16 protein-coding genes and 1 pseudogene are annotated in these 14,364 nt (G+C 61.7%); 10 read left to right on the top strand and 7 right to left on the bottom strand.

Annotation, left to right across the window (positions count from 1 at the left end):
- Positions 1-52: 52 nt before the first annotated feature.
- Positions 53-283 (bottom strand): hypothetical protein, encoded by a 231-nt coding sequence (locus N2597_RS26230; protein ID WP_040112032.1) that lies wholly within the window; start codon positions 281-283, stop codon positions 53-55.
- Positions 284-697: 414 nt separating this feature from the next.
- Here N2597_RS26230 and N2597_RS26225 point away from each other — a divergent pair, with 414 nt between their 5' ends.
- Complete coding sequence (locus N2597_RS26225) at positions 698-868, top strand: hypothetical protein (protein WP_183601969.1); 171 nt, start codon at positions 698-700, stop codon at positions 866-868.
- Complete coding sequence (locus N2597_RS26220) at positions 865-1,347, top strand: DUF2243 domain-containing protein (protein WP_183601971.1); 483 nt, start codon at positions 865-867, stop codon at positions 1,345-1,347. Before N2597_RS26225 ends, N2597_RS26220 begins: the two co-directional genes overlap by 4 nt.
- Positions 1,348-1,537: 190 nt before the next feature.
- Here N2597_RS26220 and N2597_RS26215 read toward each other — a convergent pair whose 3' ends face one another.
- The gene (locus tag N2597_RS26215) at positions 1,538-2,830 is read right to left on the bottom strand and encodes a GGDEF domain-containing protein (RefSeq protein WP_040112033.1); all 1,293 of its coding nucleotides are present in this window, start codon (positions 2,828-2,830) and stop codon (positions 1,538-1,540) included.
- Between the two features lie 152 nt (positions 2,831-2,982).
- Between N2597_RS26215 and N2597_RS26210 the strand changes: the two genes are divergently transcribed.
- The 3 genes from N2597_RS26210 (at position 2,983) to N2597_RS26200 (ending at position 5,312) form a co-directional block, all read left to right on the top strand.
- Positions 2,983-4,677: a sensor histidine kinase gene (locus tag N2597_RS26210; protein WP_183601973.1), complete on the top strand. Its 1,695-nt coding sequence runs from the start codon at positions 2,983-2,985 to the stop codon at positions 4,675-4,677.
- Entirely contained in the window at positions 4,674-5,030 is a 357-nt protein-coding gene (locus tag N2597_RS26205) for a response regulator (protein ID WP_010048629.1), read from the top strand. Before N2597_RS26210 ends, N2597_RS26205 begins: the two co-directional genes overlap by 4 nt.
- A gap of 96 nt (positions 5,031-5,126) precedes the next feature.
- Positions 5,127-5,312: a hypothetical protein gene (locus tag N2597_RS26200; protein ID WP_040112035.1), complete on the top strand. Its 186-nt coding sequence runs from the start codon at positions 5,127-5,129 to the stop codon at positions 5,310-5,312.
- Between the two features lie 34 nt (positions 5,313-5,346).
- Here the strand turns inward: N2597_RS26200 and N2597_RS26195 are convergent, their stop codons facing one another.
- The 4 genes and pseudogenes from N2597_RS26195 to N2597_RS26180 all read right to left on the bottom strand — a co-directional run bounded on the left by N2597_RS26195 (position 5,347) and on the right by N2597_RS26180 (position 7,952).
- Complete coding sequence (locus tag N2597_RS26195) at positions 5,347-5,865, bottom strand: hypothetical protein (RefSeq protein ID WP_040112036.1); 519 nt, start codon at positions 5,863-5,865, stop codon at positions 5,347-5,349.
- 101 nt (positions 5,866-5,966) lie between these two features.
- Positions 5,967-6,500, bottom strand: a pseudogene (locus N2597_RS26190) (GXWXG domain-containing protein).
- 91 nt (positions 6,501-6,591) lie between these two features.
- Positions 6,592-7,089 carry a metallophosphoesterase family protein gene (locus N2597_RS26185; RefSeq protein ID WP_106796440.1) on the bottom strand — a complete coding sequence of 166 codons (498 nt, stop codon included), beginning with the start codon at positions 7,087-7,089 and terminating at the stop codon, positions 6,592-6,594.
- A 41-nt stretch (positions 7,090-7,130) separates the two neighbouring features.
- The gene (locus tag N2597_RS26180) at positions 7,131-7,952 is read right to left on the bottom strand and encodes a DUF1206 domain-containing protein (protein ID WP_183601975.1); all 822 of its coding nucleotides are present in this window, start codon (positions 7,950-7,952) and stop codon (positions 7,131-7,133) included.
- Between the two features lie 97 nt (positions 7,953-8,049).
- Here N2597_RS26180 and N2597_RS26175 point away from each other — a divergent pair, with 97 nt between their 5' ends.
- Entirely contained in the window at positions 8,050-8,520 is a 471-nt protein-coding gene (locus N2597_RS26175) for an NUDIX hydrolase (protein ID WP_183601977.1), read from the top strand.
- 95 nt (positions 8,521-8,615) lie between these two features.
- Here the strand turns inward: N2597_RS26175 and N2597_RS26170 are convergent, their stop codons facing one another.
- The gene (locus N2597_RS26170; protein ID WP_077989859.1) at positions 8,616-9,614 is read right to left on the bottom strand and encodes a LacI family DNA-binding transcriptional regulator; all 999 of its coding nucleotides are present in this window, start codon (positions 9,612-9,614) and stop codon (positions 8,616-8,618) included.
- 384 nt (positions 9,615-9,998) lie between these two features.
- On the opposite strand from N2597_RS26170, the gene denD reads away from it, so the two are divergent.
- The 4 genes from denD to N2597_RS26150 all read left to right on the top strand — a co-directional run bounded on the left by denD (position 9,999) and on the right by N2597_RS26150 (position 14,349).
- Positions 9,999-10,985, top strand: a complete 987-nt coding sequence (gene denD, locus N2597_RS26165; protein ID WP_183601979.1) for a D-erythronate dehydrogenase — start codon at positions 9,999-10,001, stop codon at positions 10,983-10,985.
- Positions 10,982-11,755, top strand: a complete 774-nt coding sequence (locus N2597_RS26160; protein WP_040141551.1) for an SDR family oxidoreductase — start codon at positions 10,982-10,984, stop codon at positions 11,753-11,755. Before denD ends, N2597_RS26160 begins: the two co-directional genes overlap by 4 nt.
- Before the next feature lie 66 nt (positions 11,756-11,821).
- Entirely contained in the window at positions 11,822-12,889 is a 1,068-nt protein-coding gene (locus N2597_RS26155; protein ID WP_183601981.1) for an ABC transporter ATP-binding protein, read from the top strand.
- Positions 12,890-13,044: 155 nt separating this feature from the next.
- Positions 13,045-14,349: an ABC transporter substrate-binding protein gene (locus N2597_RS26150; RefSeq protein WP_077989857.1), complete on the top strand. Its 1,305-nt coding sequence runs from the start codon at positions 13,045-13,047 to the stop codon at positions 14,347-14,349.
- Positions 14,350-14,364 lie beyond the last annotated feature (15 nt).

Genomic DNA, 14,364 nt, shown 5'->3' with positions numbered 1-14,364 from the left:
GCCGGTCCGTCGATAAGCGCTGCAACCGTCAGGCTCCGCCTGTCTGCTTGCCTCACGCCCCGCTTGCCAACGCAAGAAGCTCCGCCTTGAGCCTGTCGAGGTGAGCAACATGCATGATCTGAGACTCTTCGAAATTCATCAGAAGCCGGTTCGCTTCCGTGACGTCGGCGCCGCGATCGATCAGCTCAGCCACGATCTCACGCTGCCGAGCCAGGTGCAGTTCTCCCGCAGCGACATGCTCGCGCGCCTGCTGCAAATGTTTCTCCACCATTGTCCGGTCCATGTGGACCTCCTTTCCTGCCGCGGCAGATCATGCGCCTAATATCTACCTGAGGAAACAGTAATCATTGGTCGCAAGAGGCAGGGATTCTTCGGCGTTCAACCGTGCCGCCGACACCGTTTGGAGCGCGGGCGATTGCAAGAGAAAGTTCGCCGCCGCGTCAAACCGATCTGAAGCCGCATTATCGCAGTATGGCAATCATCCGGCTACCTCCTCCCACGAAAGTCACCAACCGTTGCCGTCACATTGCACACGCAGACATGCCCTCCGCAAGAGGCCTCGCCCACGCTCCTGCGCCACGGCCAGCATCCACAACAACGTGCGATACCGCACAGAAACAAAGCGAACCTCGCCTTGTTACTGGTAAATCCGCACGGGAAATTCCCTGCCGGCGGCCATCAGGAACGGGAGCAGGCAATGAACACGGCAAGGCAGTCGGCGCTGCTCCTCGGTTGGTTGACGTTGGCGCGCTGGATAGCTGGCGGCCTTGCGGCCGGCCGTGAAAATGCGGAGCTCCTCCATCGGCAAAGAGCGGCAGCCGGCTTCATCTCGGCAGTCTCCACGGCCGCGATCCCGGTGATCCGATGAGCTCAACCACCCGCGTGGCCATTGATCGGCACTTCCCACGGTCCTCGGGTATCCTGTTCGGCCTTGGCCTCGGCGGCTTCTTCGACGGCATTGTCTTCCACCAGCTGCTGCAGTGGCACCACATGTTCAGTGCCTGGTATCCGATCGACTCTATCGACAACCTCGCGTTCAACACCTTCTGGGACGGGGTTTTCCACTCGGCGACCTATCTGTTCCTTCTCGCCGGCCTGTTCATTTTCTGGCGCTCGGCGCGCCGCCCGCATTTTCGCTGGTCAACCAAGGAATTGATCGGCACGGCGCTGACAGGCTTCGGCCTGTTCAACCTTGTGGAAGGATTAGTCAACCACCAGCTGCTGGGCATCCATCATGTGAATGAAACTGCCGATCGGTCAGCATGGCTCTACTGGGATATCGGCTTCTTATCGTGGGGAGCGGTCATGCTCGCTGTCGGCTGGACAATGATCCGCAGGCGAGTATGACTGATAGCAGCCCTTTTCTGCTCCGCGAGTTCCGGACCGCCATGATGGGCTGCCTTCGGTCTGGACCGTGTCTTCGCCACCCAACCAGTCTGGGCCGCTCTACCATTCCGAGTGCGGTTCACCCGAGGACAATTTTTCCATTCGCAGCTTTTTGGTTTCGCGCCCTGACGGCAAACCAGCCCCGGACATGTCAGCGTCGGGCGGCGATCTGTTCCGCAGCAGGCGGCGGACGGCGAAAGACTGAGACCTGGTTGCGCCCCGCTTCCTTGGCGCGATAAAGAGCCATGTCGGCCTCGTGCTGGAGATCAGCCAGGGAAACGCCGGTGTCGACCGCCGATTTGAAGGCCACGCCGACGCTCAGCGTCACCGACGGGCCGACGCTGGAAGACGGGTTCGGAAGCGCGGCGGCTTCCACGCTTTCACGTATTCGCTTCGCCACCGCGACCGCATCTTCTTCTTCGACATCGGGAAGGACGATGAGAAATTCCTCGCCGCCGTGTCGTGAGACGAGGTCGCGATCGGCACGCACGCAGCTCTGGATGATGCCGGCGATCTTGACAAGACAGCGATCACCTTCGCCATGCCCGAGCTTGTCGTTGAGCGCCTTGAAGTGGTCGATGTCGCACATGAGCATGGCGACGATGCCGGTTTCACGGCCGTGGCGCCAGAGGCTCTCAAGCGTTTCCATCATCCAGCGACGGTTGGCGATCCCCGTCAGCGGATCGGTTCTGGCCAGCCGTTCCAATCGGGCATTCGCATCGGCCAATTCCGCGACGCGGCGCTGGTCCCTGCAGTCGAGCAGAAATGTCTTCTGCGCCAGGATGTTCATCGTTCGCCTGGCGACCACGGTCGCGATGATCCCACAGGAGAAGAACAGGGTCCCGGCTACGACACTGCCCGCTTCCACGAGCGGGTTGTACCATTGAAAAGCGAAATAGAGGCAGAGGGCATAACAGGCGATGGCGATCGTCCAGCCGAGCGGCACGCTGAAGATGGTGATGGCGCTTGTGGCGACGAACAGCATGATGGTCAGATGGCGCTCGTAGAATTCGCCTCCCGCAAAGACGCCGACGAGTGCGACCGACAGCAGAATGAGGCACATTCCGCCGAGGAGCGATGCGCGTTGAACCGCCGCCGGGCGCGGCTTGGTCCAGACGAGCGCCGTCAGGATCGCCGCCGGCGGCAGCAGGCAGGCCGGGGCGACCATCAACAGGGCAACCTCACGGGGAAGCAGCATGGCATTCAGCGCCAGCGTCAGAACGCCGACGAAAGCGACCCATGTCATCCAGGACCGAATGACTTTCGCCCTCTGGCGCCATAGCCTTTCGTCGAACCGGCGCCGCAGGTCGCCCGACAGGCGAATGTCGCGGGTTCGACCCGATAAAAGGCGTTCGACCTCATCCGCCATCGCGCCGGTCAACGGCTGCGGCGAGAAAGACCCGGCTGCAGGACGGTCGAAGGACGTGCTTTTGGCATCATTCATCTTTGCTCTATCTAGCCGCAATCGGAAACTCGGCAAGGCTGCCGCGCGGACGTCCTGATTCCTGCGTTGATATTTTGTAAACAAGTTTGGCCGCGTGATCTGGGCCAGACCCTTTCGAACATGCTAACTAGCTTGTTCCGAGAGGGAGCAGGATGAGACTTAAGCTGGTCGCAGTTGCGGTCGCGGCGCTGGCGCCGGTGGTGGCGATGCTCGTTTACAACGAAATCGCGCTCCGCCATCAGCGCAATGAAGAAGTGCGCGCATCCGCGGCACAAGCGGCCAGACAAGCATCTTCGGAAGTCGACAGGATCGTGGAGGGCCTGCGCGCCCTTCTCGTCTCCGTGTCCGCTATGCCGTCCGTGCGGCACCTCGACGTCCGAGGCTGCAATGAAGCTCTCAAATCGGTCGCCGAGAACATTCCGAACATCCGCACCATCTTCGTCGTCGGCCTCGACGGACGGCCGGTCTGCGGCAGCATGGCTTTTCCCGATGGCGTGACGTTCTCAGATCGCGACTATTTCCAGCAGGTGCTCAAGACCAAGAGCTTTGCCGTCGGCAGCTATACCCAGAGCCGCCTTGTCGACAGACCCGTGCTGCCGCTCGCCATGCCGCTGACGGAAGGCGACGCCGTCAAGGCCGTCATCGTCAGCGGGATCCGGGTGGACTGGCTGCAGAACCGCATTACCGAGCGCGGCGTAGCGCCGGGCAACGAGGTGACCATAGCCGACGACAAGGGAATCGTCGTCGCGCGCGTCCCCCTTCCCGAACGGTTCGTCGGCACTGTCATATCCGACGAATACCAGCGCCTGGTCCATGCCGAGCAGCCCGACGTGGTCGAGATCATCGGCCAGGACGGAACAGCGCGCATCCTCGGCTATCGCCCGATCGCTCTGCCGTCCAGCCCCCTTTATGTCAGCGCCGGCTTCTCGAAACCGGAGGTTTTCGCGCCGATCAACCGGGCGACATTGATGAACACGCTCGCCATTTTCGGCGGCGCGCTTTTCGCTTTCCTCGCCGCCATCTTCATCGGCAACCGCTTCATTCTGGCGCCGATTTCCAGGATCGCGGATGTAATGGAAAAGTGGCGCGGCGGCCAAACGACGGCGCGGACCGGCATGAAAGGACCAGACGAACTCGATGTCGTCGGTGCGACCCTCGACCGGCTGCTTGACGAACTCGATGAACGAAGACGCCAGAGCCAAGAGGCGGAGGAGGAGCGCAGCCTCCTTGCCCGCGAACTGGCGCATAGGGTCAAGAATGGCTTCACCCTCGTTCAGGCGATCGCCCGGCAAACCTTCTCGCGCTCCGATCCGGAAAGATACAATTCCTTCGCCGAGAGGCTCGCAGCGCTCGCCGGCACGTATGATCTCATCCTGTCGCGCGAGGGGTCGGCCTCGCCCGTCAGGGAGATTGTCTCCGCAGCCTTGCGCGCCCACGTCGCGTCGCAGACCGAGCGCATTCGCCTGGATGGCCCGGAAGTGGTTCTTCCCGCAGACATCGCCCTGCCGCTTTCGCTCGTGGTGCACGAGCTGGCAACCAACGCAACCAAGTATGGAAGTCTCGGAGGCGAGTATGGAACCGTCACCATCGAGTGGAAGCACGATGACGGACGCGTCCTTCTCGTCTGGACGGAAGCGGGTGGACCGCCGGTTTCAACGCCGACGAAAAGGGGCTTCGGTTCGGTGCTGATCGAACGGGCCTTCCCGTCGAAGGCGCAGGCGCGCTCCAGGTCGGACTACAGGCCTGGGGGCCTCGTCTTCGAAGTAATATTTTTGATCGGGGAACCGGTTGCGAAAGGCGAAGTTGACCCTCTGGGTAAGGATGACATGCATACGAGCGGAACATGAAAACCAAGGTAGTCGTGGTCGAGGACGAAGCTCTGCTGCTGATGATGGCAGTCGGCATCGTCGAGGAAGCAGGCTTGGAAGCGCTCGAAGCACGCAATGCCGATGAGGCTCTCATGCTCTTCGAAAGCGTGCCCGGGATTCGGATCCTGTTCACGGACATCGACATGCCGGGAAGCATGGACGGTTTGAAACTCGCAAATGCCGTCCGCAATCGCTGGCCGCCCGTCGAAATCATCATTGTCTCCGGCATGAAGCAACCGGGCAAAGATGAATTGCCCGAGCGTGGCGTTTTCTTCCCCAAGCCTTACGATACTCGCCAGCTCTGCGACGCGCTCGTCAGAATGGCCGCCTGATAGGTGAGCCGGGGTACCGGCTAGCCACCTGGAATACCGCGGCCAGCATCCTTCTGGAATCCTGTGCGTTTCCCGATCAAACAGCGGTAGAAAATCATGTCCAAACGTGAGCTCATCGATACTGGCACCGACAAGCGCTACGTCCGCCGCAACGATCAGGGCCGCTTCACCGAGTCGGCGGACGTCGGCCGCTCGCTGTCGGCCGACAAGCGGCGCAAGGCGAAGAATGATGCGAAGCCCGGAGAAGGCGATCGCGGCGACCATCACGCCAAAAAGCACTGAAACCAAGGCAGCGATCGGGATGTTGCGAGGCCTGCTATCTCTTAGCCGCCGAGGGCCGCTGCAAATCGATGCGACTGGTCACGACCGACTGGCCAGAAGCAGGATCTTGGTCGACGGTCTGCAGCCGAAGCCGGTTCTGCCCGACTTTCTCGATCATCAAAACTGCGTCTCGATCACCGTTGACCAGCCGCGCCCAGGTCACACGCAGGTTGAGGGCGGTACCTTTCCTGCTGCCTGCAAGCTTCGACGGCAGTCCTAACGGCCCGACATAATTGCCGGTATAACGCTCTCCGTCAGCCTTGACGGTCGCCGAGAAGGTTCTGGTGAAAACCGCAAGGCCGCGACACTTGCCGTTCATCGAAACGGTGGATGCGCTCGCATCAGATCGGAGGGTGCAGGAGACGTTCAGGTTCGTGCCGCCAATCCGCGTGAGCACCTTTCCAGTCCCGCTCCAGTCGCCGGCCAAAGACTGCAAAAAACCGACCTCTGACGCCATTGCCCCGACAGGAAGACAAGACAGCAGGAGCAAAGTTGCGATCAGGAAAGTACGCATGGTAGCCCCCAAATTTGCGTGTTCGGACAACAGATCGGCATGGCAGATTGTTCCCGGCGTCGGATCGTTTTTGTTGCGCGTGAATGGCGGCGCTTTACGACTTACGCCTCCGTCGCTGCGATGGCGTCGATTCTGCGCAGCTTGAAGAAATAACGACGGTCGTCACCTGCAACACACATCATGCCAGCCAGCTCTTGCGCATTCATCCTGCGAAAATAATCGACGATCGGCTGCCCGTCGTAACGCATTGCCGCGGTGGCGTCGTCCCCCGAGGTCTGAAGCGCAAGCGATGCGGTCGTGCCCCGCGCACGCAATGCCTTCTGCAGATAGGAGAACCAGGTCCGCGCAACCCTTGTGCGCCCGAACGGTGCGGCCTTGATGGCCAGTCCAACTGGTAAAAACCGGGGTTCAATGGCCACCAGCCGATCCGCACGCCACTAAAAGAGCAGTGCGTCCGCGCGCATGTCTCCGTGAAACCGCTTGCCGAACCAGCCAAGGTTCTCGAGAACGCCGTCGAGCGGGTGATCGGACGGAATGCCCGCCCCCCTCCACAAGCCGATCATCTCGCCCGGCCGAACCGGCTTCAGCGAAGAGAACCAGGCCTTCATCTCGTCCTGCCGACCCATGCTTTCCATCCGTTTCCAGTCACGCTAGCGAAATCTCTCGCCCACCATAAAGCAAACGGCGGCGCCACCGGCCAGATCATCCTGTTTCGATGCGGCGGGATCAAAGCCCGCGCTTCGTTGACAACAAGGCATCCAGAGACACCGGCCTGAGGCCCTGCCGATCGACGCCGACATCGTACTGGCGCGGCAGGGGCTTCAGACGGCCGTGGGAATGTCCGTGCAGATTGATCGATTTCTTGCCCATCTTGTTCCAGGTGCGGAACGGGTAGTGGCACAGGATCAGCAGATGGTCGTCCAGCGTCATCTCCTTGTAGTGCTGAACACTTGCCCATCCCGTCGCCTCCGTCGTCGTCGGAGGATCATTGTTCCCGACGATGAGGTGCTTGCGCCCGTTCAGCATGGAAAGCAGCTGGTCGCAGTCCCCGCCGCGGAAAGACATGACGTCGCCGAGATGCCAGATGTCGTCCTGCGGACCGACGATCTCGTTCCAGTTCCGGATCAGCGTCACATCATGCGAGGCCATGTCGGGGAAGGGGCGCCGGTCGATGCGGAGGACGCGCGGATCTGCAAAATGGGTATCGCCGGTAAAATAGATCATCTGACAGAGATGGCGCAGCCCGCGCCGTTGAAAAGCCGTTGCTAATGGCCAGCTGTCGGGATCGGATGTTTAACATCGGCAAGGGAAGGGCTTCGCACGATGCGATAGCGCGCTTCAATGAGGTTATAGACACCGAAGGCCGCCAGTCCGATCGCGACGGCGATGTAGAGGATCGAGCCGAACGGGAGCTGTCTCACCCACTCAAGCGCGTCCGCCATACTGCCCGCCTGTTGCGGGTCGACGCGGAAGCCGGCATAGGCGAAAAAGATTCCCATGATCGCAAAAACGACGCCGCGGGCGACGAGCCCGTATATGCAGACCGTGGTCACCACGCCGCTGGCGTCGGCGAGCCTGAGATAGCGCTCGAATTTCTTTGTAATGCCCTTGGCTGCCGTCACCACCCCGCCGATGATAAAGCCGAGGCCGACGGCCACGGCGAGATAGGCCCCGAACGGCTGCGACATGATCCATTGGGCCAAGCCCTTCTCACCCGATCCCTCGCTTCCGCCGCCGCTGAAAAGTGCGTGTCCCAGCGCGTATCCGGCAAGCCCGAGGTAGACGACAGCGCTGCCGAAGAGAACCGCGCGAATGGCGACAGCCTTGGCGGTGCTGCCGTGGCCATCGCTGTCGGCCAGGGACTGCGCCAGTCGCCAGCCGACGAAACCAAGAAGTCCAAGGCCGATGAGCCCGACCCAAACGCGGCCGAAGGGCTGTCCGAGAAGCGTTGAAAGTGCCGACTTCGTTTCCGGCTCTCCCCCGGCGACGCCGGAGAAGAGGGCCAAGCCCGCCACAAGAAGGAATACGGCGCCGCGCGCCACATAACCGCTCTTCGCAAGCAGGTCGAAACGAAATCCTTTGGGCATGATATTCTCCGTGCGTCTGTGTGGCTGTCATCCCTAACGCACCACCGCGCGGAAAGTTGTCATCGAGGAATGACCATGATCATCCGGGGAGTTGCCGATGCCGGTCCGTAGCGCCGGACTTCTCATCTACCGCTTTTTCGAGACGCGGCTGGAAGTCCTGCTCGTCCATCCCGGCGGTCCGTTCTGGGCGAAGAAGGACGAGGGCGCCTGGTCGATCCCGAAAGGATTGATCGAACCCGGTGAAGACGAATTGTCAGCAGCGATCCGGGAGGCGCAGGAGGAGCTAGGCGTCGAAATTCAAGGAGCCTTCGCCCGGCTCGGAGAATATCGCCAGCCCAGCGGAAAAGTGGTGGTCGTCTGGTCAGCGGAGGCGAACGCGACGCTGAGTGTCGAGGCGATACGCAGTTCGGAGTTTCAGATCGAATGGCCACCGCGATCGGGCCGCATTCAGAATTTCCCCGAGGTCGACCGCGTCGAATGGTTTCCAACCGCAAGGGCGGAGATCAAGATCCTCAAGGGTCAGCGCGCAATGATTGCCGACCTCCTCAAGCAACTCGGTCGAGAATGATGACCGCCTTGCTCCCCTCATTCTATTTCAGAGACTGCAAGTTGCGAACCGACGCTTGACCAACGCGCTTGAGGCGATGACAGGCGTAAGGACCATCAGCCGACCCCGGTGATCTCCGGCGTGAAGGCAATTATCTTCTCGGATATGCGGCTTTCGTCTCCGCTGCTCGCAGCGAGCAGAAGCGCGGCGGCGGTTTCACCCATCTGGCGTCGTGGCGAAATCGAGGTCGCGATTCTGACGGGGAGGGCACTGGCAACATCCAACCCGTTGAATCCGGCGATCAGGATTTCCGTGGGGCTGGCAATGCCGAGCTCCAGACATGCAAAGGCGCCGCCTGTGGCCATGTCATCGTTGGAATAATAGATGCAATCGAGATCCCGGGTCGCCGCGAGCATGGAGAGCGACAGCCGCTTGCCGTGCGCCACCGAGGAATAGGGGGCGTTGATCCGCTCGTCCACGAATGAAAGGCCACTCTCGCGCAGCACCTTCTCGAAGCCGGCCCTTCGTTTGCCGGCCCGCAAATCTCGGTCGATCGCGCTGCCGATATAGCCGAACCGCCGCCGGCCGGCCGCCAAAAGCGCCTTTGCCATCTCTTCTCCAGCCTTGCCGTGCGAAAGGCCGACGTTGAAATCGATGGGCGTGCCGTCGAGATCCATCAGCTGGATGACGGGGATCTCCGCATTCTGCAGCATTCTGACCGTTTCTGCCGGCTGATCGAGACCTGTCACGATAATGGCGGCAGGCCGCCAGGAGAGCATGTCGCGAATGATCTCGCGCTCCTTCGCCATGTCGTAGTCGGAGATGCCGAAAACGGCCTGCATGCCTGATCCCCGCAACCCGGCCGAGATGCCCGCCAGCATTTCGGGAAAGACGATGTTCGACATGCTGGGAACGACGACGGCGACGAGGTTGGTGCGCTGCGACGACAGCGAGAGCGCCAGCCGGTTGCCGACATAGCTCAGCCGCTCGGCCTGCTGGAGCACTTTTTCGCGCGTCTCCTTGGAGACGTCGGCCGCGCCCCGAAGGGCCCGCGATGCCGTCATCTTGCTGACGCCGGCCGCGGCGGCAACCTCTTCCAATGTAGATTTGCGCATCGAACCGATTCCTTAGTCGAATTGCCTCGCCAGCGGCCAACACCAGATTCATAGGCTCTTTTGCAAAAAAGGAAAACACGCACTACTTGACATATGCGACCAAAATAGGCGTTGTTACCGATACCGGTATCGATACCAGCGAACAAACCTGGAGCAGAAACGGGACGGACAAAAGCTTCGGGCGTCCGGCATCGTAGAAATGTTTGACTGCCAAGATCTGCGCATCAGCCAATCCGGCTTGACCTGCAGGTTGCATACCTATCTGAATTCGATCGGACACATTCCGATCGCGCCGCCAGTTGCGACAGGCAGTGACCGCCAGGACAACGCGACGAGCAGTGCGACCTTGCCGAAGACACCGGCCGAACGGGAGGAAGAGCCGCCATGCATGTGATGATTTTGGGCGCAGCCGGCATGGTCGGCCGCAAGCTGATCGAGAAGATCGCGCGCGAGCCGCTGGCTTTCGGCCGGCCCGTCACCCGGCTGACGCTGGCGGACGCCTTTCAGCCGCCGGTGCCGGAATCGCTCCGGCCGATCTCGACGGCGCTGACGGTCGACCTCGCCGGTGCGGGCGCGGCCGAGAAGCTAATCGAAGGCCGGCCGGACCTGATCTTCCATCTCGCCGCCATCGTCTCGGGAGAGGCGGAAGCGGATTTCGACAAGGGATATGCCGTCAATCTCGACGGCACGCGTGCGCTGTTCGATGCGATCCGCCAGGCGGGCCTCACCAGCGCCTATGTGCCGCGCCTCGTCTTCGCCTCCTCGATCGCCGTCTTCGGCACGCCGTTTCCCAAGGTCATTCCCGACGAATTCTTCACGACGCCGCTGACGAGCTACGGCACCCAGAAGGCGATCGCCGAACTGCTGCTTGCCGATTATTCGCGCCGCGGCATTTTCGACGGTATCGGCATCCGGCTACCGACCATCTGCGTGCGACCCGGCGCGCCCAACAAGGCGGCATCGGGTTTCTTCTCCAACATCCTGCGTGAGCCGCTGGTCGGCAAGGAAGCGGTGCTGCCGGTCAGCGACAGCGTCCGGCACTGGTTCGCGAGCCCGCGCGCGGCCGTCGGCTTCTTCGTCCATGCCGCGACGATCGATACGGCAAGGATCGGCGCCCGGCGCAACCTCACCATGCCGGGTCTTTCCGCGCTGGTCTCCGAAGAGATCGAAGCCTTGCGCCGCGTGGCCGGCGACAAGGCAGTCGCCCTCATTAAACGTGTGCCCGATCCGGTGATCGAACGCATCGTCGCCGGCTGGCCGACGCAGTTCGACGCCGAGCGGGCCTCTTCGCTCGGCTTCAAGGCGGAGACGAGCTTCGACGAGATTCTGAAGGTACATATCGAGGATGAACTCGACGGGAGGATCGCATGAGCATATCGACCAGCGGAGAGGCAAGAGTAGCGCTTGTCACCGGCGGCGGCACCGGCGTCGGGCGCGCCATATCCCGTGGTCTCGGCGCTGCCGGCTACACGGTCGTCATTTCAGGGCGTCGGGCCGATGTGCTCGACAAGGCCGCTGCTGAGCTTGGCGGCGAGACGGGCGCGGAGTTCTTCGCGGTTTCCGCCGATGTCGGCGATGCCGCTTCGGTGCGGGCGCTTTTCGACGCCATCTCGGAAAAATACGGGCGGCTCGACCTCCTGGTCAACAATGCCGGCGTCACTGTGCCCGGGCTGCCGCTGGAAGAGGTTTCCTTTGAGCAATGGAGCGCCATCGTCGCCGCCAATCTCACCGGCGCTTTTCTCTGCACCCAGCAGGCCTTCCGGCTGATGAAGGGCCAAAATCCGCGCGGCGGGCGCATCATCAATAACGGCTCCGTTTCCGCCACCACGCCGCGGCCGAATTCCGCACCTTACACGGCGACGAAGCACGCCATAACAGGACTGACGAAATCCACCGCCCTCGACGGGCGGGAATTCGACATCGCCTGCGGCCAGATCGATATCGGCAATGCCGCCAGCGACATGACGACGAGGATTGCGGCCGGCGTGTTGCAGGCAAACGGCAGTATGGCTGCGGAGCCGACGATCGACCCGGCGCATATTGCCGATGCGGTCGTCTACATGGCGGGCCTGCCGCTCAGCGCCAATGTGCTGACGATGACTGTCATGGCGACGAAAATGCCCTTCGTCGGGCGGGGGTGAACGGGCCGGGCTGACGCCGGCCGAAACCGACATATATGCAGTGCTCATGATCTGGGAGGAGGGAGTATGGCAAACGTTCAATTCGAAGATGTCCGGAAATCATTCGGCGCGCATCCCGTCATCAAGGGGGTGGACATCGATATCGCCGATGGCGAATTCGTCATCCTCGTCGGCCCCTCGGGCTGCGGCAAATCCACTCTTCTGAGGATGCTGGCCGGGCTCGAGAACATTTCCGGCGGCGAGATCAAGATCGGCGGGCGCGTTGTCAACACGCTGCCGCCCAAGGACCGCGACATCGCCATGGTGTTCCAGAATTATGCGCTCTATCCGCATATGACGGTGGAGCAGAACATGGGTTTTTCGCTCATGCTCAACAAGGCGCCGAAGGCGGAAGCCGAGAAACGGGTGAAATATGCCGCCGGCATCCTCGGCCTCGACAAGCTGCTCGACCGCTATCCGCGCCAGCTTTCCGGCGGCCAGCGCCAGCGCGTCGCCATGGGCCGCGCCATCGTGCGCGATCCCGAAGTTTTCCTGTTCGACGAGCCGCTCTCCAACCTCGATGCGAAACTGCGCGTCGCCATGCGCGCCGAGATCAAGGAGCTGCACCAGCGCCTGAAGACGACGACCGTTTACGTCACCCATGACCAGATCGAGGCGATGACGATGGCCGACAAGATCGTCGTCATGCATGACGGCATTGTCGAGCAGATCGGTTCGCCGCTCGAGCTTTACGATCGTCCCGCCAATCTCTTCGTCGGCGGTTTCATCGGCTCGCCGGCGATGAACATGATCCACGGCAGGCTCGATCCGGAAAATCCCGGTGAATTCGTCGCGGCCAACGGCACGCGACTGCCGGTCGCCAAGCCGCCGGCGAGTGCTGTGGGCCGCGACCTCGTCTACGGGCTGCGCCCGGAATATATCTCGCTCGATCCGAATGGGCTGCCGGCGGAGATCGTGGTGATCGAGCCGACCGGATATGAAACACATCTGACCGTCCGCCTCGGCGGCAGCGAGGTCAGCTGCGTCTTCCGCGAGCGTGTCGATGCCCGCCCGGGCGAAGTCATCCGCGTGGCGATCGACGCTGCGCATGTTCACCTCTTCGATGCCGAAGGCGGCAAGAGGTTGACCGACTGATGCCATCCGGCGGCACGGGAGAGGAGGAGTTCTCCCTGCTGCGGAGAGCAAGCATTCCGGGAGCGTAAGCTCCCCCGGAGATGCGAGTCCGCCGTTCACCAAGCGGGAGGTGAATGCCGGAGAATTGCTCCCGCTATTCAATGAGGAGGAATCTCATGACGATCAAGAGACGTGAATTTCTTGCTGCATCGGCAGCCGTAGCCGGTGTCGCCGGCCTTGGCATCAAGCCATCCTTTGCGCAGGCCGAGCCGACCTACACGCCGGAAAGCGGCGCAAGCCTCAGACTGCTGCGCTGGACGCCTTTCGTGAAGGGCGATGAGGATGCGTGGATCGCCAATACCAAGAAATTCACAGAGGCCACAGGCGTGGAAGTGCGAATTGACAAGGAAAGCTGGGAGGACATCCGTCCGAAGGCGGCCGTCGCGGCGAATGTCGGCTCCGGACCAGATCTCATCATGTGCTGGTTCGATGACGCGCATCAATATCCCGACAAGCTGGTCGATCTCACCGAACTCGGCAACTATCTCGGCAACAAATACGAGGGCTGGTACGACGGCGTGAAGGGCTACGCCACACGCGACGACAAGTTCATCGCCATGCCGCTGACGACGATCGGCAATGCGGTCGTCTATCGCGACAGCCACGTCAAGGCGGCCGGCTTCAACGAATTTCCGAACGATACCGCGGGCTTCCTCGAGCTATGCAAGGCCATGAAGGCGAAGGGCACGCCCGCCGGCTTCCCGCATGGTAAGGCCGTCGGAGACGGCAACAACTACGCCCATTGGCTGCTCTGGAGCCATGGCGGCAAGATGGTCGATGAAAGCGGCACGGTGACGATCAACAGCCCGGAAACGCTCGCCTCGATCAACTACGCCAAGGAGCTCTACGCAACCTTCATTCCCGGCACGGAAAGCTGGCAGGACGTCAACAACAACCGCGCATTCCTGGCGGGCCAGGTATCGCTGATCGCAAATGGCGTCTCGGTCTATTATACGGCCAAGAATGATCCGAAGCTCGCCGAGATCGCCAAGGACATGCGCACGACGAACTTCCCGATCGGACCGGTCGGCAAGAGCGTCGAGCTTTTCCAGACGAGCTCGCTGCTGCTCTTCAAGCACACCAAATATCCGGAAGCGGCCAAGGCCTACATCAAGTTCATGATGGAAGCCGACCAGATGAACGCCTGGATCCAAGGCTCCAGCGCCTATTGCTGCCAGCCTCTCAAGGCCTTCGCCAAGAATCCGGTCTGGACCGCCGATCCAGTCCACGCACCCTATGCGCACGCTTCGGAAAAGCTGCGCCCGAACGGTTATGCCGGCCCGCTCGGCTATGCCTCGGCCGCGACCATGGCCGATTATGTGCTGGTCGACATGTACGCCGCCGCCGTCACCGGCCAGAAGTCGCCGGAGGACGCGATGAAGGAAGCCGAACGTCGGGCGAACCGCTACTACCGCGTCTGATCCGGAACCGAGGGT

This window comes from Rhizobium sophoriradicis (genome assembly GCF_025200795.1).
GTDB classification, from domain to species: domain Bacteria; phylum Pseudomonadota; class Alphaproteobacteria; order Rhizobiales; family Rhizobiaceae; genus Rhizobium; species Rhizobium sophoriradicis.
Note: the sequence above shows the minus strand (reverse complement) of the source record. Positions and strands in the feature narration are given on the sequence as shown.